Here is a 20,389-nt window from a genome sequence, read left to right on the forward strand (position 1 = left end):
GGCACCGAATCCCGGCCCCGCACCCGCAACGTCATCGCGCGCAAATCGGAAATGGTCATATTTCAAACGAGAAAGCAACGCGCCCATCGCAATAAAAAAAACTATACCCCAGTTTAGATAAATTCTAAATTTACTCCGCGCATGCAAAATAATTATTCACCGATGTAATAAACAAAATATCTCGGACAACACCGATATAAATACTTTATAATACGTTCAAGACAAAGATACTCCCGTTCGGCTACACGAGACCTCATGAGCAGGCCGCCCCCAACCTCGCGATCACAAATTCGTGTACGTACCTCTACCGGGTCGCTGTAATTGCCCAAAACTGCAGGTCTATCGTTGAGCTTACGCCCAAGCATCATCCAGAATGCATAATTTATAGTCGTTTTTTGTGCCTCAGATCGATGCTGCCTAAAATTCAGCCAAGCCAATTTACAGGTCGTTTCAGGGTTTGCCGCGCGAGCCGGCCGTGGACAGCATTTCCTATAGAAGAAGAGGCTCCACACCTATTTCCCATCCGCTGGCACAAGCCTTGCGAGATTTCCCCCGCCAAACAATCCCGAGGTGGGAGACGTCAAACATGAAGAATGGCTTGAGACGTGCATGCGCCGCCCTTGCTCTTGCAGCAGGCCTGGCGATTTCAGGGGGAGCCCCTCACGCCGCAGACGACACCATCAAGGTCGGTGTCCTTCATTCCTTGTCCGGCACGATGGCGATCAGCGAAACGACGCTGAAAGACGTGATGCTGATGCTCATCGAAGAGCAGAACAAGAAAGGCGGGGTCCTCGGCAAGAAGCTGGAGGCGGTGGTCGTCGATCCCGCGTCGAACTGGCCGCTCTTTGCCGAAAAGGCCCGCGAACTTCTGACGAAGGACAAGGTCGCCGCAGTCTTCGGTGCCTGGACCTCGGTATCCCGTAAATCAGTTCTTCCAGTCTTCGAGGAACTGAACGGCATCATGTTCTATCCGGTGCAGTATGAAGGCGAGGAATCCTCGCGCAACATCTTCTACACCGGCGCGGCCCCGAACCAGCAGGCCATTCCGGCTGTCGACTACCTGATGGAGAACGAAGGCGTACAGCGCTGGGTCCTGGCGGGCACGGACTATGTCTATCCGCGCACGACCAACAAGATCCTGGAGGCCTATCTCCAGCAGAAAGGCGTCAAGGCCGAAGACATCATGATCAACTACACGCCTTTCGGACATTCCGACTGGCAGACGATCGTGGCCGACATCAAGAAATTCGGCTCGTCCGGCAAGAAGACCGCCGTTGTCTCGACGATCAATGGCGATGCCAACGTGCCGTTCTACAAGGAACTCGCCAACCAGGGCATCAAGGCGACGGACATTCCGGTCGTCGCGTTCTCGGTCGGCGAGGAAGAACTGGCCGGCATCGACACCAAGCCGCTCGTCGGCCATCTCGCCGCCTGGAACTATTTCCAGTCCGTCGACGTGCCGGAGAACGCCGCGTTCATCAAGGCGTGGAAGGCCTTCACCAAGAACGACAAGCGCGTGACCAACGATCCGATGGAAGCGCACTACATCGGCTTCAACATGTGGGTGAAGGCCGTCGAGAAGGCGGGTTCCACGGATCCGGACAAGGTCATCGATGCGCTCATCGGTGTGTCCGTGCCCAATCTCTCCGGCGGTTTCTCGGCGATGATGCCGAACCACCACATCACGAAGCCCGTACTGATCGGCGAGATCCAGGACAACGGCCAGTTCAACATCGTGTCGCAGACGCCCGGCCTCGTCGTCGGCGACGAATGGTCCGACTACCTCGAAGGGTCCAAGGACCTGATCTCCGACTGGAGAGCGCCCATGTCTTGCGGCAATTTCAACGTGAAGACAGGCAAGTGCGGCGGCCAGGGCGCCCAGGCCGCGGCGAAGTGACCGGAACGCGCTCTCCCAATCGTGCAGGGGAGCGCATAGGCCGGAGCGGCTCTTCACCTCTCCCCGGCGGGGAGAGGGTCGGCCAAAAAGCGGCCGGGTGAGGGGAAATTCCCTCCGCAGAGAGACTTGTTCCCCTTCGCGGAAGGGCATGTTCCCCCTCACCCTGTCCCCTCTCCCCGCCGGGGAGAGGGAACCCAAACTCTCCATGCGATGACGCTGCTATCCACGAAAGGCTGGGCGGGCTCGATCCCATGTCGTCACTGATCAGGCTTTTATCGCTTCTTGGCATCCTCGTGGCCGCCATCGTGCAGCCGGCCTTGGCGCAGGAAACGCGCGCGGCCTTCGCCACTCTCGCCACAGACAACTACGGGGATATTGAGAAAGGCGTCGCGGCCGTCGCCGAGAGCGGCGCACCAACCGCGGAAGCCGTGCTAAACGCGCTCGGCGACAACCGCCTGCTCTACCGTCCATCGGACAAGGCCGTCTTCTACAGGGATGCGAGCGGAACCTTCCGCGACGCGGCCACCGGCGACGCCGTGACACCGGCTCCGACCGGTCTCAGGCCTGTGCGTCTCAACAACCGCGTGCGGCGCGCGGTGGAGGCGGCGGTCGGCACGCTGACGCTGATGTCGCCGGAAGCGTCCAAACGGCGCCAGGCGGCCGAAGCCGTCTTCCGCTCCCGCGACGCGGCGACATTGCCCGCTCTCGCCAAGGCCATCGCGACCGAACGTGACAGCAGCGTGAAACAGGCGCTGCTTCAGGCCCAGGCCGCCATTTTCCTGACCGCCGACGGCATCGCGGATGCCGATCGCATCGCGGCCGTCGATATCGTCGCTGCGCGGGGCGACCAGGACGCGCGCTCCATGCTTACCCAGGTGGCGGGCCGCGGGTCGCCGGTGCTCAAGCTCGCCGCCGATACCGCCATCGCCGCCATCGACCGCCGGCTCGCCATCGCCGCCACCGTCCAGAACATCTGGTACGGGCTGTCACTCGGCTCCGTCCTGCTGCTCGCCGCCATCGGCCTCGCCATCACCTTCGGTGTCATGGGCATCATCAACATGGCGCACGGCGAGATGGTGATGATCGGCGCCTACACCACCTTCGTGGTGCAGGAAATCTGCCGCACCCGTTTCCCGGGGCTGTTCGACTGGTCGTTGCCCGTTGCCCTGCCGCTCGCTTTCCTGGTCGCCGGCGGCGTGGGGGCGCTCATCGAGCGTCTGGTCATCCGCCATCTCTACGGCCGGCCGCTGGAAACACTGCTCGCGACCTGGGGCATCAGCCTCATTCTCCAGCAGGCCGTGCGCTCGATCTTCGGGCCGACGAACCGGGAGGTCGGCGCGCCCTCCTACATGGCAGGCGCCTTCGACGTCCTTGGCGTCACGATCACCTACGGCCGGCTGTGGATCGTCATCTTCAGCCTCTGCGTCTTCCTCGGCCTGATCGCCGTGCTCAAGCTGACGCCGTTCGGCCTCCGGATGCGCGCGGTGACCCAGAACCGCCGCATGGCGTCCGCGATGGGCATCCGCACGCCACGCGTCGACATGCTCGCCTTCGCGCTGGGTTCGGGGATCGCCGGCGTCGCGGGCGTGGCGCTGTCGCAGATCGACAACGTCTCGCCGAACCTCGGTCAGAGCTACATCATCGATTCCTTCATGGTGGTGGTGTTCGGCGGCGTCGGCAATCTCTGGGGGACCTTCGTCTCGGCGCTCACGCTCGGGGTCGCCAACAAGTTCCTCGAACCCTACGCGGGCGCCGTGCTCGGCAAGATCCTGCTCCTCGTCTTTCTGATCCTGTTCATCCAGAAAAGGCCCCGCGGGCTCTTCGCCCTCAAGGGCCGCTCGGTGGAAGCATGATGATCGATACCTCCTATGGCATGCACCGTTCCATGAGCACCCCCTATCCAATCGAGACCGGTGGATTTGGCTTGCGTGAATTGCACTTGGAAGTGCTGCGCCGAGATCCCTCCCCTCCAGGGGAGGGTGGCTCCGAGCAAAGCTCGGAGCCGGGTGGGGCCGATATCGCCCTGCCTGTCAGCCCCCCTCCGTCGCCGTTTCACGGCGCCACCTCCCCCCGGAGGGGGAGGATCATGGCCGCGCTCGGCCATACGGGAGCGGCTTCATGATCCGCCAGCCCTTCATCCTCACGCTGATCGACGGCAAGGGGCGGATCTTTCTCGCCATTCTCGCGGCCGTGACCGTGCTTGTCGCCGCCTCCAATCTCATGCTGCCGCCGACCTCGCCGCTGCATGTGCCGACCTACGCCGTCTCGCTGATGGGCAAGTATCTCTGCTATGCCCTGCTTGCCGTCGCCCTCGATCTCGTATGGGGCTACTGCGGCATCCTTTCGCTGGGACATGGCGCGTTCTTCGCGCTCGGCGGTTATGCCATGGGCATGTATCTCATGCGCCAGATCGGCACGCGCGGCGTCTATGGCAATCCGGTGCTGCCGGATTTCATGGTGTTCCTGAACTGGCAGGAGCTGCCCTGGTACTGGTACGGCTTCTCGACCTTCCCCTTCGCGATGGTGATGGTGGTGCTCGTCCCGGGGCTGCTCGCCTTCGTCTTCGGCTGGCTCGCTTTCCGCTCGCGGGTCACGGGCGTCTATCTCTCCATCATCACCCAGGCGATGACCTTCGCGCTGCTGCTCGCCTTCTTCCGCAACGACATGGGTTTCGGCGGCAATAACGGCCTGACCGATTTCAAGGACCTGCTCGGCTTCAACATTCAGGCGCAGGGCATGCGCGTCACGCTCTTCGCCGTCAGCGCGCTGGCGCTGGCGCTCGGCTATCTCATCGCGCGGGTGATGGTGACCTCCACCTACGGAAAGGTGCTGGTGGCGATCCGCGACGCGGAATCGCGGGCGCGCTTCCTCGGCTATCGCGTTGAGCACTACAAGCTCCTCGCCTTCACCGTTTCGGCGATGATGGCGGGTATCGCCGGCGCGCTCTACGTGCCGCAGGTCGGCATCATCAACCCGCAGGAGTTCGCGCCCGCCAATTCCATCGAAGCCGTGATCTGGGTCGCCGTCGGGGGGCGTGGCACGCTCGTCGGCGCGGCCCTTGGCGCGGTCGTCGTGAATTTCGCCAAGACCTGGCTCACGGGCGCCCTGCCGGAAATCTGGCTCTTTGCCCTTGGGGCGCTCTTCGTCGTTGTCACGCTCTATATGCCCAAGGGCATCCTGGGCCTCTTCCAGAAATTCAGCCGTCGCCGTGCCGATGATGGCGTGGCCGGCACGCCCGTGCCGCAACCGGCCGCGGAGTAGAGGTGATGCTCAATACCACGCTGACCAGCGCGCTTCTCTACCTCGACGGTGTCAATGTCACCTTCGACGGGTTCCGCGCCCTGAACAACCTGTCGCTCGCGATGGCGCCCAATGAAATGCGCGCCATCATCGGACCGAACGGCGCGGGCAAGACCACGATGATGGACGTGATCACCGGCAAGACACGGCCTGACGAGGGCGATGTCATGTTCGGCGGCACGGTCGATCTCACCAAGCTCGACGAGGCGGCCATCGCCGAGCTCGGTATCGGCCGGAAATTCCAGAAGCCGACGGTCTTCGAGAGCCACACCGTCGCGGATAACATCCGGCTCGCCCTGAAGGGTGAGCGGGGGCCCTGGTCAGCCTTGTTCGGCGCGCGAAACCATATCGCCGAGGACAAAATCGACCAGGTTTTGACAAAGGTCCGGCTGATCGACCATCGCGAACGGCCGGCCGCCGACCTCAGCCACGGCCAGAAGCAATGGCTCGAGATCGCGATGCTGCTCGCCCAGGATCCCAAGCTCCTCCTCGTCGACGAACCGGTGGCCGGCATGACGGATGCAGAAACCGAGGAAACCGCGCGCCTGCTGCGCGAGATCGCGCGTGATCATACGGTCGTGGTCGTCGAACACGACATGGCCTTCGTGCGCGATCTCGACTGCAAGGTGACCGTGCTGCACGAGGGGTCGGTGCTGGCCGAAGGCTCCATCGATGCGGTCTCCGCGAATGATCGTGTCATCGAAGTCTATCTGGGACGGTGAGATGGCATTGACCGCAGACCGCCTCTTCCACCTCCCACACCTCCCCGCAAGGCGGAGGAGCGAAAGCGCCGGCCATGCTCACCGTTAACGCCATCGACCTCCACTATGGCGCCGCCCAGGCTCTGCGAGGCGTCTCGCTCAGCGCGGCCGTCGGCAAGGTTACCTGCGTGCTTGGCCGCAACGGGGTCGGCAAGACCTCGTTGCTGCGCGCCATCGTCGGGCAGCAGCCGATTTCGCGCGGGAGCATCAGCCTCGACGGGCAGGATCTGAAACGTCTGCCGCCCTATGAGCGGGCGCGCCACGGCATTGCCTTCGTGCCGCAGGGGCGCGAAATCTTTCCGCTTCTCAGCGTCAAGGAAAACCTGGAGACGGGCTTCGCGCCTCTCAAGCGGCGCGACCAGACGATCCCCGAGGACATCTTCAACCTGTTTCCTGTGCTGAAAGACATGCTGCACCGGCGCGGCGGCGACCTGTCGGGAGGGCAGCAGCAGCAGCTCGCTATCGGCCGCGCCCTCGTGACCCGTCCACGGTTGCTCGTGCTCGACGAACCGACCGAAGGTATCCAGCCATCTGTCATCAAGGACATCGGCCGCGCGATCGACTATCTCAGGAACAAGGGAGACATGGCGATCCTGCTCGTCGAACAGTATTTCGAGTTCGCACGCGATCTCTGCGACAGCTTCGCGGTGATGGAGCGCGGACAGGTGGTATTGGCGGGCACGCGCCCCGAGATGGTCGACACCGAGGTGCGCCAGAAGCTGTCCGTCTAGGCCACTTCGTGCTAGTCATGCCGCTGCCGCATGTCGATGCGGCCCAGCGAGCGGGTGACCGATGAGCGAAACGCAGCATTTCGAGGGGCGCTGTCATTGCGGTGCCGTGCAATTCTCGACAGAAGCCGACCTGTCCAACGTCATCAGCTGCAATTGCTCGATCTGCTCGAAGCATGGGCTCATCCTGACCTTCGTGCCCGCGGATCAGTTCGCGCTCGCGGCGGGCGAGGACACGCTGAAGGACTATCAGTTCAATACCATGCGCATCCGCCATCGGTTCTGCGGCAACTGCGGTGTTGAGCCCTTCGCGGAAGGCGCAATGCCGGATGGGACGCCGATGCGCGCCATCAACGTGCGCTGCCTCGACGGTGTCGATGTCGCGGCCTTGAGCCCCGCGCCCTTCGACGGCCGCAGCCGCTGATACATCAGGTCCAAGAGACACAGGGTCCAAAGAGGTATAGGCAATGACCAAGGCTACGGCCATCGTTCGCAAGGCAGCCGTGAAGGCTGAGCGCGTCGTCGATACGGTCACGCTCGACCATGTCGCGCGCGACAACCCTCCCGCGCATTTCACAGCAGCGGCCGGCCTGCATGTCCATCTCCACCTTCCCGACGGCTCGCAGCTCAATGACGGCGATGCGCTGAAGCTCGAGGACGGTGGCCTGGTCACGGTGAAGGCCGCGGACGAAAAGCTGATCGAGGCGAAAGCGGAAAATCCTCTCCGGCTGATGCGCGTGCTCTGGCATCTCGGTCAGAACCACACCGCCGTGGAAGTGACGAACGACGCGATCTATGTGGCGGAGGACAATGCCGTTGCGGAACTGATCCGCGGTCAGGGATGCAGCCTTGCCTCCGTCGAGCGTCCCTTCCGGCCGGAGCGCGCGATCGCCGGCCACGACTGTGGACATGATCATCACGGACATCATCATCATGGTCATCACCACCACGATGATGATCATCATGACCATGGTCATAAGCATCATGACCATCACGCGCATGAACACAAAGATGCTCACGCGCATCACGATCACGGGGCCTGCGGCTGCGGCCATGACCATGGCCATCACCATCACGATGACCATGATCACCACAAGGATCATCACGGCGAAGAGCACGGCCACCGGCACCACAGCCACGCCCATCACGGACATGACCACGGCAAGGACTGACCGTAGGCCGTGACCGGATCGCCTCGTCTATGCAAATCAGCTGCGGACGAACGGGCACAACGCATTTCCGGGACCGATAGTCGATCCCGGACGTTGCGAGCCGGCGGATCAGGGCATCAGCTGTCCGCCGTTGACCTCGATGACCTGGCCGGTGATGTAGCCGCTCGCGGACGCGGACGCGAGGAAGAGATAGGAACCCACACATTCCTCAGGCTTGCCGAGCCTGCCCATGGGAATGGTGAGCCGCATGGTTTCCAACTGCTCCGCTGTTGAGAAACGTTCGTGGAACGGCGTCAGGATGACACCCGGAGCCACAGCATTCGCGCGGATGTTATGAGGCGCGAATTCCTTGGCCATGTTGCGCGTGATATTGGCGACGAAGGCTTTCGCGCTTGCATAGAGGGCAGCACCCGGCCCGCCTCCGTTCCGCCCCGCGATCGACGCGGTGTTGATGATTGCGCCACCTCCTGCCGCCTTGAGGTGTGGAATGGCGGCCTGGGTCGCCGCGATCACGGACCGGACATTCAGATCCAGCACCGTATCATAAAGAGCATCGTCGATCTCAAGAAGAGGCACGCGCTTGACCAAAGCGCCAGCGTTGTTGATGAGCACATCGAGCCCGCCGAGCGCGGCGACCGCCCCATCGACGACTTGTCTCGCACTCGCGCTCTTAGCGACATCACCCAGCACGAGTTGAGCATCTCCGCCCTGACCACGAATCGCCTCGACGACTGCATTCGCCTCTGCCTTGCTCGCATGGCCATGCACCACGACGCGCGCACCGGCCTCGGCAAAGCCACGGGCGACGGCCGCACCGATGCCGGTGCTCGAGCCAGTTATCAGTACCCGCTTGCCGGCCAGATCCTTGAACATGTCGCCTCCATCAGCGCTAGTAGATTACTTTCGTTCAGTCAGTGAGAAAAACACTGTCCGCCAGTCTATTGCGGGTGATCGCCTGCGGGAAGCCAGGGGCAATGGCATGGCTTCTGCTGATAGGCTGTACAGGACCATGACGCCGTGCCATTTCGATACAGGATGTGCGCGCTTGCCCAACGCCACGCTAATGACCCAGACAGGATCGCGCGATGACAGCCGCCGTTGATCAGCCCGCCAAGCGTGGCTTCACGCTCGACCGATGGACGCTCCTGACCCTGGCGGCGCTCGCCATGGCGGCGTTGTTCGTTACGGGCATACTGATGCGTGTCCTGCAGGAGAGCGGTGGCACCAACAGCTACGCACTTCTTGCCGAAGCCTTTCTCCATGGCCGCTTTGACGTCGATCGCTGCTTCGATGGCGACTGCGCCATGGTGGCCGGGCGAGGCTATGTGATCTTTCCGCCCGTGCCGGCCCTTGTCGCCATGCCCTTCGTGGCCCTGTTCGGCCCGCATTTCGCCGGCTTCATGATCATTGGCCTCCTGTTCTTCGCCGCGACGCTGGCCTTGTGGTGGCGTCTTTTCTCTGCCATGGGCGCCCGCGGCGACACCCGTCTGTGGTTGATGCTGGCGCTCGCCTTCGGCTCGCCGGTCTATTTCATCACGCTGCGGGCAGACGGCATCTGGTTCTTCGCCCAGGTCGTCGGGCTTTTCCTCTTGACGCTCGCCCTCCACGAAACACTGAACAAGCGACTCGTCGCGGCGGGCATCGCCATCGGCCTCGCCTTTCTTTGCCGGCAGATGGCCATACTCGTCGTACCCTTCCTGTTCGTGCTGGCCCTCGACAAGGACGAGGGCCTGTTCAGTCTCAATCGTGCGAGCTGGTGGCGGAAGTTCATCGCGTTCGCCATGCCTGTCGCCATCGCGCTGATCGCCTATTTCGTCTACAACGGCGTGCGCTTCGGCAATCCGCTCGAAACCGGCTACAGCTATATCGTCCCGGACGGACATAGCTATCTCGGCCAACGCATCGCGGAAGCCCTTTTCTCCCCGCGTTATGTGCTGTTCAACCTGTTCTATCTCTTCGTCCAGGGGTTCCACGCGGAGTTCACCGGCCCGCTGATGACGCGGCTCGCGGGCCTCGATTCCAACGGCACGTCCTTGTTGGCAGCGAGCCCTTTCGTGCTCTTCGCCTTCTTCCTGCCATGGCGGCGGGACGTGGTCATCGCCGGACTGACGGCGCTGGTCATCGGCGGGGCGACGCTGTTCTACCACTCCAACGGCTATTCCCAGTACAATGTCCAGCGCTACACGCTGGACTGGCTGCCTCTCCTGTTTCTCTTCCTGCCGCTCACATTGACGAGCGAGCGCCTACCGGTCTTCCGTCTGCTGGTGACCTATGCGCTTCTGCTCAATGTGGCGACGATGGGCGTGCTCGCCGTTACAAGCGGCGGCGCGTGACCCGAAGCGACTTCAGGGCGACCCGGGACGGTCGCGAACAAGCGCGCTTTGTTCGCGGGAACCGCTATCGGTCTCGGCTGACGGGCTCCGCGATCTCAATGAGGGTGAGATCCCGATCATGGATAAAGACCGACCGGATCGGCCCCGTTGCGTCACTGCGCTCAACTGACCCATCGACGATCGTGACCACGCACACGGTCAGATGTCGTCAAGCCGCAGGTGCGACAGAAACGATAAATCTGCGGATCCCGGCGTGGGACGCTTCGCTTTCGCCTCAAACTCTCAACCATGTTCGTGCAGGTTGATTTCCGATCACCAAACGCGAGCGCTTTGCGATCATCGCCGAAGGTCACCGCCCGCATACCAGGGACGTCAACATAGAAAGCGATGCTGGTGTCGATGGAGTCGACCATCAGGACAATATGGTCGAGCCGCACGATATTCATGTTTCACGCTCTGCAAAACGTGCTGCATGTGCACGATACCAGCGTCGCTATCACCCCTGCCTGAATGTCAGGAACTTGTGTCCCACATAGCTCGTCGCGGCGCCCACACCGATCGATACACCATGCGCGATAGCCTCATGCTGCCAGCCAAGGCCAAGCCAGGGCAGCAAGGCGGCGAGGCCCATGGTCATCAGCCAGACCTGCACCCCGCTGACGCAATTGACACCGACGAAGCGCATGATCTGGCGGCTGAGCGGCAGATCCGACGCCGGGAAAACATAGGCGCGGTACAGCGTGAAGCCGGCCGTCATGCCGATGATTTGCGCGAGGGCAACGGCGGCGCCGAAGGGCATGAACCACGAGAGGGGGAAGCGCACGAGCCAGTTGACGGCGGCGGCTGCGAGGCCAAGCACGAGGAAACGCACAAGACGCCGCAGCTCTTCCTGGCGCCCTTCCTCGCCGCGTGCTGGATCCGACGCGATCGCGGGCGCTGCGTCAACACCCGGCATCGCTCAGACCATCCCGAGATGCGCGGCGAGAAACGCCAGGACCATGACACCGCCAAGCGCGATACTGGTGCGATCCTTCAGGGCGAACGCCACGGGATCATCCTTGAGTTCACCACGTTGGCACAGTAGCCAGACGCGTCCGACCCAGAGGAAGAGGACGGCCGGGAAGGCCCACAGGAAGGCAGGCTTGGTGTAGTATCCCGCAGGGAAGGCCTCCTGGATCAGATAAAGCACCATGACGAGCACGGAGCCGACACCCGCCGATGCCCCGACTGCCAGGAGAAGCGGTCCATCGCCAGCGCGGTAGCCACGGCCGGCCGTCTTCTTGAGGCCATGCTGGACCATCCGCTCCACTTCCGTATGTCTCTTGGCGAAAGAGAGGGACAAGAAGAGGAACATCGAGAAGGTCAGCAGCCAGGGCGATGTCACCACCTGCGCGAGCACGATGCCGAAGCCGAGCCGCAAGGTGAACAGGCAGGCCAGCACGAAGCCATCGACGATCGGCTCACGCTTCAAGCGTAGCGAGTAGGCCAAAGTCAGAGCGAGGTAGACGCCCAGCATAACAACCGCCGCAGGTCCGAGGGCGGCGCCGATACTGAAGCTCGCGGCGAGCCCGAGTGGCGCGAGGATCAAAGCCGTGCGGATCGGCAAGCTGCCCTTGGCCAGGGGCCGCTCACGCTTCGACCAGTGCCGCCGGTCATCGGGTAGATCGGTCAAGTCGTTCAGGAGATAAGTGGCAGAAGCCAGGAGCCCGAGCGCAAGGAACCCGGCTCCGGTCGTGGTCCATGCGCCCATATCGAATGTTTTGCCGCCGAGGATAAGCGGCACGAAAATGAGAAGGTTCTTCGCCCACTGATGAAGACGTAGTGCCTTCGCATAGAGCCGGAAACCCGTCGCGGATGGCGGAAAGACGGCCACGGGTTCGCCGATCGCGCGCGCCGCTTTCTCCACACCGGGCGACACGCCAACCAGCAGGATTTCACTGCTCTTGCGCCAAACCGCAAGATCGGCCCGGCAATCTCCGGCATAAGAGAAACCATCCGGGAACTGCACCGCGAGCGCCTCAGCCTTATGCGGGCCTTTGAGATTCGTCATCCCATCGCTGGCGATGATACCGGTCAGGAAGGGAAACCGGGCAGCGATCCGATGGGCAAGGTCTCCGTCGGCCGCCGTCGCGAGATAGACAGGACGGCCGGCCTCGCGGGCCTCGGCCGCATAAGCCGCGACCTCTTCATTCACCGGCAGGCTCTCGAGATCGAGCGGAGCGGCCTTCGCCAGCTCGCGCTTCAGGTTGGCCTTGCCTTTCGCAACCCAGCCAAAGACCCGCCAGAAGCCGAACGGATTGTGTCTGAGATAGGCGACGAGGGACTCGTACAGCAGATCAGTGCGCAACAGCGTGCCGTCGAGATCAAGCACCAGCGGTGTACGGTCGGCGGCTGTCCCCGCTGACGCCGGAACGGCTTCGTCGGCGTGATCCGGGCTCCGATTCAGAAGCTGCAACGAGACCGACATGGCATCTCCTTTTTCCCGCCGGCAAACCGTTCCAGATCGGGACAAATGATCGTGTCAGAGATACGCTGTGCAAACTTGGTGCCGTACAACCCTTGCTAGCCACCCGGCATGGGGACATTCCGTCGGCGACGCGTTGGAATGCCCCTCTAGGGAAGCCTATTTTCCTTTCAAGAATGCTTCGACGTCACGGCGATAGGGCAGCGGCGCGACCGCGCCCTTGCCGAGCGTCGACAGGGCAGCGGCGGCATTGGCGAACTCAGCGGCGGCGAAAGGATTGCCGCAGCGCAGCCACTCCGCGAGAAAGGCTCCTCCGAAAGCATCGCCTGCGCCACTCGCGTCGACCGCGTCGACCGTCTTCGACGCGATGACCTGGCGCTCACCGGGGATCGCGACCATGGCCCCCTCCTTGCCGAGCGTGAGCGCCACGATCCGGCATCCCAGATTGAGATAGAAGTCGCAGATGTCCTCGGCGCGATCGAGGCCGGTCAGTTGCTGTGCATCGTCCAGGCCGGGCCTTGCAATGTCTGACAGCGCGACCGCCGCGTGGATCACAGCGCGCGCGCGGTCGAGCGGCCACAGGCTCAAGCGGAGATTGGTGTCATAGCTCACGGTCGTGCCGTTCGCCTTCGCATGACGGATCGCGGCAAAACCCGCATCCGCCGCGGTCGTGGAGATGGCCTGGCTGATCCCGGAGAGATGGAGGATCTTCGTGGATGCGATGAGATCGAGCGGTAGATCAGCGGGTGTGACGAGGCTCGCGGCCGAACCCGCGCGATAGTAGCTGAACAGGTGGCCGTCGGGCCCGTAGCTGATGACATAGACGCCCGTCCGGGTCCCCGGCACCGCCTTAACTCGGGAACGGTCAACGTTCTCCCGGTCCCAAAGGTCGAGGAATTTCTGGCCGAAGGCATCGCTCCCGACAGCCGTGAAATAGCCCGCGCGCGCACCCATGCGCGCCGCCGCGATAGCCGCGTTCGAGGTGTCGCCGCCAAAACCCGGCAGGTAAAGCGCCTCACCCTGCCGCTCGGTCTCGGCGAATTCCATCAGAGGTTCGCCGAAAGCGAGAATATCCAATGCTTCGCGCTGCAACGATGCCATCGCAATCCTCCCACGCTTGCCCCTTTGCGATTCACGCGGTCAGGGCGCGCGCCTCTAATAAGCGATGCGATCCGCTTTCGCCAGCCAAGCCGCGAGGGTATCCGTCGCGGTTGCATTTGGACGATGTTCCATTGCCATGCTGCGCGCTTCAGGCTCCTTCGGGATCTCATCATAGATGAAGGCGTCATCGAAGCCGGCAGCGGCGGCCTCGGCCCGCGTCGCCGCGTAGACGATACGGGACACGCGTGCCCAATAGCAGGCGGCAAGGCACATCGGGCACGGTTCGCAGCTGGTGTAAACCGTCGCGCCAGCCAGGGAGAAGTTGCGCTCGGCGGTGCAGGCGGCGCGAATGGCGACCACCTCCGCATGTGCGGTGGGGTCATTGATGGCCGTGACGGCATTGACCCCCTCGCCGATGATGCGCCCATCGCGAACTACAACGGCCCCAAAGGGCCCGCCAACCGCTCCGCCCAGCGACCGGCGAGACAGCTCGGCCGCATATTGCAGAAAGTGCTCATCGCCGCTCATGGACATCCCCTCGCGCAGCCCCCCGCCGATCAGGCCGATTGGAACCGATACTCGCTGATCTGACGATAGACGTCGTCCGGTTGCAAGATGATGGAGGGGAAATGCGGGCGGTTGGGACTGTCGGGGAAATGCTGAGGCTCAAGGCACAGGCCCGAACTCGCCTTGTACACGGCCCCATCAAGGCCGGGCACCGGCACGTCAAGCTTGCGACCGTCATAGACCTGCACGCCCGGTTCGGTCGTCCACACGTCGAGCGCGAGCTTCGTGATCGGCGAAGAGAACTTGGCGGCGTGGGAGAGCCACAGACCGAGCCAACCGGCGGGCTCGATGCGATCGCGTCTCAGCACAAAATTCGCATCATAGGCATAGGGCGCGCCCGTCTCCGCATCGGGAAAACGCACGCTGCGGTTGGATCGGAAATCGTAAGGCGTGCCGCCGACCGACCGGACTTCACCGGTTGGAATGAGCTCAGCATCGGTCGGTGTGTAGAAATCAGCGGAAACCGTAAGACGGTGATCGAGGATCGACGGCGACCCGTCCAGGTTGAAGTAGGAATGATGGGCCAGATTGACGGGGGTTGGCGCGTCGGTAGTCGCTGTGAGCTCCACCCTAAGCGTGGCGGGCTCCACGAGGCGATAGATACAGGTCGTCGTCACCGTGCCGGGAAAGCCGCTGTCGCCGTTCGGCGAAACATGGGTCAGGGTCACGCTGGAACGATCGCGATGAGCGAGCTGCCACAGCGATTTGCCAAAACTCTTGCCGCTGTGGAGCGTATGCTTGTCGCGGAAGTTGCGCTCGAGCTCGTAGGTCGTGTCACCGATCTTGAAGCGGCCATTGCTGATGCGGTTGGCGCAACGCCCGGCAATCGCGCCCATATGCGGCGAGTGCGCGAGATAGTCATCGATGGTGTTCAGACCGAGAACGACGCGTTGCCTGGCGCCGGTCTGCAATGGCACCGTCATGTCGCGAACCACAGCCCCCCAGCTGAGGATCTTCGCTTCCGCCCCGGCGGCAGACCGAATCGTGATCTCCCAAACCGGCGCGCCCTCAATTTCACCAAATTGCCTGACGGACATCCGCCCCCACCCCTTTCATGAATGGCTCCCCGGAATCAAATCGTCGAACCCGACATCCCCCTGCCGGTCACATCGCCGCTACACCGCATGCGCGATCTCGCGGCGCTTCGGTGCAGTTAAAAACAAGGTCCGGTTGGGGAATACAGGAGCGCCCGTCAGCCCAGGCGGACACTCCCACCAACCCGGCGGCCTTCTACCATTTGCCTGTGTTCGGCATCGACGCCCATGGCTCTTGCGGAGGCAAGGCGTCACCTTCCTGCAGAATCTCGATCGAAATGCCTTCCGGCGACCGAACGAATGCCATATAGCCATCGCGCGGCGGGCGATTGATGGTGACGCCGGCCTTCATCAGCCGGTCGCAGAACGCGTAGATATCATCGACGCGGTAGGCAAGATGACCGAAATTGCGCCCGCCGGTGTAGACTTCCGAGTCCCAGTTGTAGGTGAGTTCCAGCTCCGGCGCGCGGTTCTTCTCGACAGCCGACTTATCACCCGGGGCCGCAAGGAAGACCAGCGTGTAACGCCCCTTCTCGTTTTCCGTCCGGCGTGTCTCAACCAGGCCGAACTTGTTGCAATAGAAGTCGAGCGCGTCGTCCAGGTTCGCGACGCGAACCATTGTGTGCACATAGCGCATCTGGCATCCCTCCAAAGAATCTGCACACAGGACAGCCTCGATGGCCTTCTGTCAAACTCCTCTCCGGTATAGGTGCCATGAATAGGGCGACTGGAACTTCCATCTCGGCTGAGAGCGCGGCGCAAATCAGCGCCACCGAGCGGCGCAAGGAACGAGTCGCCCTCGTCTCGATCTTTGTGTCGGCGCTCCTCACAATTGCCAAAGGTTTTGCCGGCTTCACCACCGGATCACTGGCGCTCATTTCGGACGCAGCCAACAGCCTCCTCGATATCGCCGCGACGACGATGACATGGCTTGCCATCCGCGCCGCACACAAGCCGGCCGACGACGAGCATCATTACGGCCACGGCAAGTTCGAATCCCTGTCGGCGCTCATCGAAACTGCCTTTCTGTTCCTTCTTTCCGGCGCCGTTGCCTATGAAGGAATTCGGCGGCTCATGAGCGGGCAAACCGAGATCCTGTTCTCATGGATCGCCATCGCCGTGCTTGTCGGCTCGATAATTGTGGATGGCTGGCGCTGGTGGACCCTGAGAAAGATTGCGGCGGAGACCAACAGCGAGGCGCTGGCTGCGGACGCCCTGCACTTTTCCTCGGACCTCATCAATTCGATCTTCGTGCTGATCGCCATCGGCGCGGCCCAGCTCGGTTTCTCCCAGGCAGATCCGGTCATTGCGATCGGCGTCTCGGTCTTCATCGCGATCGCCGCCTTCCGGCTTGCGCGGCGCACCATCAACACCCTGCTCGACACCGCACCTAAAGGCCTCGGCGACAGCATCGCGGCCGAGGTGGAGGCCCTGCCCGGCGTGGTCGGTGTCGATCACGTCCGCGTTCGCCCGGCGGGCGGCCACGTCATCGGCGAGGTTGGGGTTCGGGTGTCGCGCACCCTGCCGCTGGAAGGTGTGCAGATCTTGAAGGATCGCGTGCGTGACGCTCTGGACAAGGAGCATCCTGGTTCGCTCTTCACCGTGACGACCAACCCGGTGCAGCTCGATGACGAAACCGTGATGGAGCGCGTGATGCTGATCGCTGCGCGTCTGCGGGTCCCTCTGCATCACGTCACTGTGCAAAGCCTTGCACGCCGCCTGTCGGTCAGTTTCGACCTCGAGGTCGATCAGCGCTTGACGCTGGGAGAGGCGCACAAGATCGCGAGCCGCGTCGAAATCGCAATCCGCGAAGAGCTGGGACCCGACGTCGAAGTGGAGAGCCATATCGAACCCCTGGTGCCACAACTCGATGGCCGCGAGGCGGATGCGGCAACGGTCGCACGCGTAGCACTTGCACTGGCTGAGCAGGCGACGGCGACGGATGCCATCCGCGAGGTCCACAGCGTTCGGGTGCGCGAAACGCCAGCCGGCCTCGTGGTGAACTATCATTGCCGCGCGAACGGTGAACTCAATGTCGCGGAGGTCCATGAGCAGGTGGATGTGCTGGAAAGGCTTGTGCGTGCCGACCATCCGGAGATCTGCCGCGTGGTGGGCCATGCCGAGCCGCTCGCAAGCGAACCATTGCGCCTGACGATTGGACACCCGACCTAAGGCAAGAGTTCCCCATCTGCCTCGTAGATCATTCGAGAAACGACATGCGCACCGAGACCGCTCCGATCGTTCGCCTGGAAGACTATCGCCCCACCGATTTTCTCATCGATACGGTCGCGCTCGATGTCATTCTCGACCCGACCGCGACGATGGTCCGCGCGGAACTGTCCTTACGCCGTAATCCCGACGGGCGCGCCGATGCGCCTCTCGTCTTGCAAGGCGATGAGCTAACACTCCACTCCATCGCACTTGATGGCACGCCGCTCGCGACGGAACTCTACCTGGCCGACCCCCAGGGCTTGACTATTCGCGGCCCCTTGCCCGCGAGCTTCAACCTCACCGTCGAGACCGTGGTGAACCCATCCGCGAACACCAAGCTCATGGGGCTCTACCGGTCTGGCGGCAATTACTGCACGCAATGCGAGGCCGACGGCTTCCGCCGGATCACCTATTTCCTGGACCGTCCGGATGTCCTCTCGGTCTACACAACGCGCCTGGAGGCCGAACGCGACGACGCGCCCCTCCTTCTCGCCAACGGCAATCTCGTGGAGAGCGGCGACATCCCGGGCGGCAGCCGTCACTATGCCGTCTGGCATGACCCGCACCCCAAACCCGCCTATCTCTTCGCGCTGGTCGGCGGCACGCTGGATACTGTCGCCGAGGATTTCGTGACGGCCAGTGGCCGCAAGGTCGAGATCGCCATCCATGTCGAGGCGGGCAAGCGCGATCGGGCGGCCTACGCGCTTGATGCCCTCAAGCGCTCCATGCGGTGGGACGAGACAGCCTTCGGCCGGGAATACGATCTCGACGTGTTCAATGTGGTCGCCGTTTCCGATTTCAACATGGGCGCGATGGAGAACAAGGGCCTCAATATCTTCAACGACAAATACGTGCTGGCGAGCAGCGATACGGCGACCGATGCCGACTATGCCGGCATCGAAACCGTCATCGCCCACGAATATTTCCACAACTGGACCGGTAATCGCATCACCTGTCGGGACTGGTTCCAGCTCTGCCTGAAGGAAGGGCTGACCGTCTTCCGCGATCAGGAATTCTCGTCGGACGAGCGTTCTCGCCCTGTCAAGCGCATCGCGGATGTCCGCACCCTGCGCACCCAGCAGTTCGCCGAGGATTCCGGGCCGCTCAGCCATCCCGTTCGCCCGAGAACCTATCGCGAAATCAATAATTTCTATACCGCCACCGTCTATGAGAAGGGCGCGGAGATCGTCCGCATGTTGCGTGGCTTGATCGGCGCCCCCGCTTTTCGACGCGGCATGGACCTGTATTTCGAGCGCTTCGACGGGACGGCCGCCACAATCGAGGATTTTCTCAGCTGCTTCGCCGAAGCCAGCGGCCAAGACCTCGCGCATTTCGCGCAATGGTACGAACAGGCCGGTACTCCGGTCGTCACGGCATCGGGGGAGTATGAGGCAGCGAGCGGTACTTACCGTCTCACCCTGCGACAGAGCACGCCGCCCACGCCCGGCCAGCCGATCAAGAAGCCGATGGTTATTCCGATCGCTCTCGGCCTCGTCGGCGTGTCCGGCGAAGCGCTGCCGATGGTGACCACGAACGAGGCCTCCGTGGATGACGGGCTGTTTGTGCTCGACACGGACGCCGCGACGATCACCTTCACCGGGCTCCCGGAACAGCCCGTGCCCTCGCTCTTGCGAGGGTTCTCGGCGCCTGCACGGCTCGAGGCCACCCTCAGCGATGATGAGCTCTTGGTTCTCTTCCGCCACGACAGTGACCCGTTCAATCAGTGGCAGGCTGGCCAGACGCTGGCGACCCGCCACATCCGGGCGATGATGCGGGGCGAGCGTGTCGGGGCAGCCTTCGGCGAGGGGCTAGGGCATTTTCTGGACCGGTACGCTACGAATGATCCCGCCTTCGCCGCACAGGTCCTCGCGCTTCCAAGCGAGGCCGACATCGCCCGCGAGATCGGCCGCGATATCAACCCGACAGCGATCCATGAAGCGCGGCTCGCTGTGAAGCGGGCGTTGGGCGCCGAGCTCGCGCCCCGCCTCAAGTCGCTCCATGCCGCGTTGCGGTCGGCTGACGCCTATAGCCCCGATGCGGCCAGCGCCGGGAGACGTTCCTTGCGCAACACGGCGCTCGACCTTCTCGCCGGCGGCGCGCCAGCCGAAGGCGAAACCCTGGCAGCTGCGCAGTTTGATCAGGCCGATAATATGACCGAGCGGTTCGGCGCCCTCGCTGTCCTTGCCCTGATCCCCGGACAGGCCCGCGAGGAAGCACTGGCCGCTTTCGCTTCACGCTATCGGGATAATCCGCTTGTCCTCGATAAATGGTTTGCGCTGCAGGCCGGAATCCCCGAAGAGGCTATCCTCGATCGCATCGCCGAGCTTGCCCGCCACCCAGCTTTCTCGATGGGCAATCCCAATCGCGTCCGGTCGCTCTACGGTAGCTTCGCAATGACGAATGCGACACAGTTCAACCGTGATGACGGCCGCGGCTATGACCTTATCGCGGACACGGTGCTGGCGCTGGACCCGCGGAACCCGCAAATCGCCGCGCGTCTTCTGACCGCCTTCCGGACCTGGCGGATCCTCGAGCCTGTGCGTCGTGGCAAGGCGGAAGCGGCGCTTCGGCGTGTCGCCGCGACCCAAGGTCTATCCCCCGATGTATCCGATATCGCCGGGCGTTCACTCGACTAGAACGGTTCCCTCCTGCGCATCACGTTGAGCACTTAGGCCCGGGGCACCGCTCCGGGCTTTTGTTTAAATCTATCAACACTTCATCAACCTCTGGACAAATTGCTCAGAGAGGATTCAGATAGGCGTGATTCGGAGAGATGCGGCACGTCGAACCGAAGCGACGATTGGATTCCGAAAGGGTGAGG

Annotated in this window: 18 protein-coding genes; 10 read left to right on the forward strand and 8 right to left on the reverse strand. The window is 62.8% G+C overall.

Translation table 11 applies throughout. From position 1 onward, the window contains the following. Positions 1-586 precede the first annotated feature (586 nt). The 7 genes from urtA to KIO74_RS08520 all read left to right on the forward strand — a co-directional run bounded on the left by urtA (position 587) and on the right by KIO74_RS08520 (position 7,858). Entirely contained in the window at positions 587-1,897 is a 1,311-nt protein-coding gene (gene urtA, locus KIO74_RS08490) for an urea ABC transporter substrate-binding protein (protein ID WP_213331597.1), read from the forward strand. 251 nt (positions 1,898-2,148) lie between these two features. Further along, on the forward strand, positions 2,149-3,750 hold the full coding sequence (gene urtB, locus KIO74_RS08495) for an urea ABC transporter permease subunit UrtB (protein WP_213331598.1): 1,602 nt from the start codon (positions 2,149-2,151) through the stop codon (positions 3,748-3,750). A 265-nt stretch (positions 3,751-4,015) separates the two neighbouring features. After that, positions 4,016-5,158, forward strand: a complete 1,143-nt coding sequence (gene urtC / locus KIO74_RS08500) for an urea ABC transporter permease subunit UrtC (RefSeq protein ID WP_213331599.1) — start codon at positions 4,016-4,018, stop codon at positions 5,156-5,158. 5 nt (positions 5,159-5,163) lie between these two features. Beyond that, positions 5,164-5,919 carry an urea ABC transporter ATP-binding protein UrtD gene (urtD, locus tag KIO74_RS08505; protein ID WP_213331600.1) on the forward strand — a complete coding sequence of 252 codons (756 nt, stop codon included), beginning with the start codon at positions 5,164-5,166 and terminating at the stop codon, positions 5,917-5,919. Between the two features lie 74 nt (positions 5,920-5,993). Then, on the forward strand, positions 5,994-6,689 hold the full coding sequence (gene urtE, locus KIO74_RS08510) for an urea ABC transporter ATP-binding subunit UrtE (protein ID WP_213331601.1): 696 nt from the start codon (positions 5,994-5,996) through the stop codon (positions 6,687-6,689). Positions 6,690-6,750: 61 nt separating this feature from the next. Then, on the forward strand, positions 6,751-7,110 hold the full coding sequence (locus KIO74_RS08515; protein ID WP_213331602.1) for a GFA family protein: 360 nt from the start codon (positions 6,751-6,753) through the stop codon (positions 7,108-7,110). Positions 7,111-7,153: 43 nt separating this feature from the next. Beyond that, a complete protein-coding gene (locus KIO74_RS08520; protein ID WP_213331603.1) occupies positions 7,154-7,858 on the forward strand; it encodes an urease accessory protein UreE in 705 nt (234 codons plus the stop codon). 108 nt (positions 7,859-7,966) lie between these two features. On the opposite strand, the gene KIO74_RS08525 is transcribed toward KIO74_RS08520, so the two are convergent. Continuing rightward, a complete protein-coding gene (locus tag KIO74_RS08525) occupies positions 7,967-8,731 on the reverse strand; it encodes an SDR family NAD(P)-dependent oxidoreductase (RefSeq protein WP_213331604.1) in 765 nt (254 codons plus the stop codon). Positions 8,732-8,943: 212 nt separating this feature from the next. Between KIO74_RS08525 and KIO74_RS08530 the strand changes: the two genes are divergently transcribed. Further along, complete coding sequence (locus KIO74_RS08530) at positions 8,944-10,191, forward strand: ArnT family glycosyltransferase (RefSeq protein WP_213331605.1); 1,248 nt, start codon at positions 8,944-8,946, stop codon at positions 10,189-10,191. Between the two features lie 161 nt (positions 10,192-10,352). Here the strand turns inward: KIO74_RS08530 and KIO74_RS08535 are convergent, their stop codons facing one another. From KIO74_RS08535 to KIO74_RS08565, 7 genes are all read right to left on the reverse strand, one after another. Continuing rightward, on the reverse strand, positions 10,353-10,637 hold the full coding sequence (locus tag KIO74_RS08535) for a VOC family protein (RefSeq protein WP_249730908.1): 285 nt from the start codon (positions 10,635-10,637) through the stop codon (positions 10,353-10,355). 50 nt (positions 10,638-10,687) lie between these two features. Next, positions 10,688-11,146: a GtrA family protein gene (locus tag KIO74_RS08540; protein ID WP_249730909.1), complete on the reverse strand. Its 459-nt coding sequence runs from the start codon at positions 11,144-11,146 to the stop codon at positions 10,688-10,690. Between the two features lie 3 nt (positions 11,147-11,149). After that, positions 11,150-12,658, reverse strand: coding sequence for a UbiA family prenyltransferase (locus tag KIO74_RS08545; RefSeq protein WP_213331606.1), 1,509 nt, complete (start codon positions 12,656-12,658; stop codon positions 11,150-11,152). 156 nt (positions 12,659-12,814) lie between these two features. Next, positions 12,815-13,756, reverse strand: a complete 942-nt coding sequence (locus KIO74_RS08550) for a sugar kinase (RefSeq protein WP_213323952.1) — start codon at positions 13,754-13,756, stop codon at positions 12,815-12,817. Between the two features lie 54 nt (positions 13,757-13,810). Then, positions 13,811-14,284 carry a nucleoside deaminase gene (locus KIO74_RS08555; RefSeq protein ID WP_213331607.1) on the reverse strand — a complete coding sequence of 158 codons (474 nt, stop codon included), beginning with the start codon at positions 14,282-14,284 and terminating at the stop codon, positions 13,811-13,813. 29 nt (positions 14,285-14,313) lie between these two features. Then, positions 14,314-15,360 (reverse strand): aldose epimerase family protein, encoded by a 1,047-nt coding sequence (locus KIO74_RS08560; RefSeq protein WP_213331608.1) that lies wholly within the window; start codon positions 15,358-15,360, stop codon positions 14,314-14,316. 193 nt (positions 15,361-15,553) lie between these two features. Next, a complete protein-coding gene (locus KIO74_RS08565) occupies positions 15,554-15,994 on the reverse strand; it encodes a VOC family protein (RefSeq protein ID WP_213331609.1) in 441 nt (146 codons plus the stop codon). Between the two features lie 77 nt (positions 15,995-16,071). Between KIO74_RS08565 and KIO74_RS08570 the strand changes: the two genes are divergently transcribed. Next, positions 16,072-17,529 (forward strand): cation diffusion facilitator family transporter, encoded by a 1,458-nt coding sequence (locus tag KIO74_RS08570; RefSeq protein ID WP_213331610.1) that lies wholly within the window; start codon positions 16,072-16,074, stop codon positions 17,527-17,529. Positions 17,530-17,573: 44 nt separating this feature from the next. After that, the gene (gene pepN / locus KIO74_RS08575) at positions 17,574-20,204 is read left to right on the forward strand and encodes an aminopeptidase N (protein ID WP_213331611.1); all 2,631 of its coding nucleotides are present in this window, start codon (positions 17,574-17,576) and stop codon (positions 20,202-20,204) included. The last annotated feature ends 185 nt before the right edge of the window (positions 20,205-20,389 follow it).

The sequence above is a fragment of the Chelatococcus sp. HY11 genome (assembly GCF_018398335.1).
Lineage (GTDB): Bacteria > Pseudomonadota > Alphaproteobacteria > Rhizobiales > Beijerinckiaceae > Chelatococcus.

Excerpts from the sequence above, each read along its gene's own strand:
- urtA (WP_213331597.1), top strand. The coding sequence starts at position 587 with ATGAAGAATGGCTTGAGACGTGCATGCGCCGCCCTTGCTCTTGCAGCA.
- urtB (WP_213331598.1), top strand. The coding sequence starts at position 2,149 with ATGTCGTCACTGATCAGGCTTTTATCGCTTCTTGGCATCCTCGTGGCC.
- urtC (WP_213331599.1), top strand. The coding sequence starts at position 4,016 with ATGATCCGCCAGCCCTTCATCCTCACGCTGATCGACGGCAAGGGGCGG.
- urtD (WP_213331600.1), top strand. The coding sequence starts at position 5,164 with ATGCTCAATACCACGCTGACCAGCGCGCTTCTCTACCTCGACGGTGTC.
- urtE (WP_213331601.1), top strand. The coding sequence starts at position 5,994 with ATGCTCACCGTTAACGCCATCGACCTCCACTATGGCGCCGCCCAGGCT.
- KIO74_RS08515 (WP_213331602.1), top strand. The coding sequence starts at position 6,751 with ATGAGCGAAACGCAGCATTTCGAGGGGCGCTGTCATTGCGGTGCCGTG.
- KIO74_RS08520 (WP_213331603.1), top strand. The coding sequence starts at position 7,154 with ATGACCAAGGCTACGGCCATCGTTCGCAAGGCAGCCGTGAAGGCTGAG.
- KIO74_RS08525 (WP_213331604.1), bottom strand. The coding sequence starts at position 8,731 with ATGTTCAAGGATCTGGCCGGCAAGCGGGTACTGATAACTGGCTCGAGC.
- KIO74_RS08530 (WP_213331605.1), top strand. The coding sequence starts at position 8,944 with ATGACAGCCGCCGTTGATCAGCCCGCCAAGCGTGGCTTCACGCTCGAC.
- KIO74_RS08535 (WP_249730908.1), bottom strand. The coding sequence starts at position 10,637 with ATGAATATCGTGCGGCTCGACCATATTGTCCTGATGGTCGACTCCATC.
- KIO74_RS08540 (WP_249730909.1), bottom strand. The coding sequence starts at position 11,146 with ATGCCGGGTGTTGACGCAGCGCCCGCGATCGCGTCGGATCCAGCACGC.
- KIO74_RS08545 (WP_213331606.1), bottom strand. The coding sequence starts at position 12,658 with ATGTCGGTCTCGTTGCAGCTTCTGAATCGGAGCCCGGATCACGCCGAC.
- KIO74_RS08550 (WP_213323952.1), bottom strand. The coding sequence starts at position 13,756 with ATGGCATCGTTGCAGCGCGAAGCATTGGATATTCTCGCTTTCGGCGAA.
- KIO74_RS08555 (WP_213331607.1), bottom strand. The coding sequence starts at position 14,284 with ATGAGCGGCGATGAGCACTTTCTGCAATATGCGGCCGAGCTGTCTCGC.
- KIO74_RS08560 (WP_213331608.1), bottom strand. The coding sequence starts at position 15,360 with ATGTCCGTCAGGCAATTTGGTGAAATTGAGGGCGCGCCGGTTTGGGAG.
- KIO74_RS08565 (WP_213331609.1), bottom strand. The coding sequence starts at position 15,994 with ATGCGCTATGTGCACACAATGGTTCGCGTCGCGAACCTGGACGACGCG.
- KIO74_RS08570 (WP_213331610.1), top strand. The coding sequence starts at position 16,072 with ATGAATAGGGCGACTGGAACTTCCATCTCGGCTGAGAGCGCGGCGCAA.
- pepN (WP_213331611.1), top strand. The coding sequence starts at position 17,574 with ATGCGCACCGAGACCGCTCCGATCGTTCGCCTGGAAGACTATCGCCCC.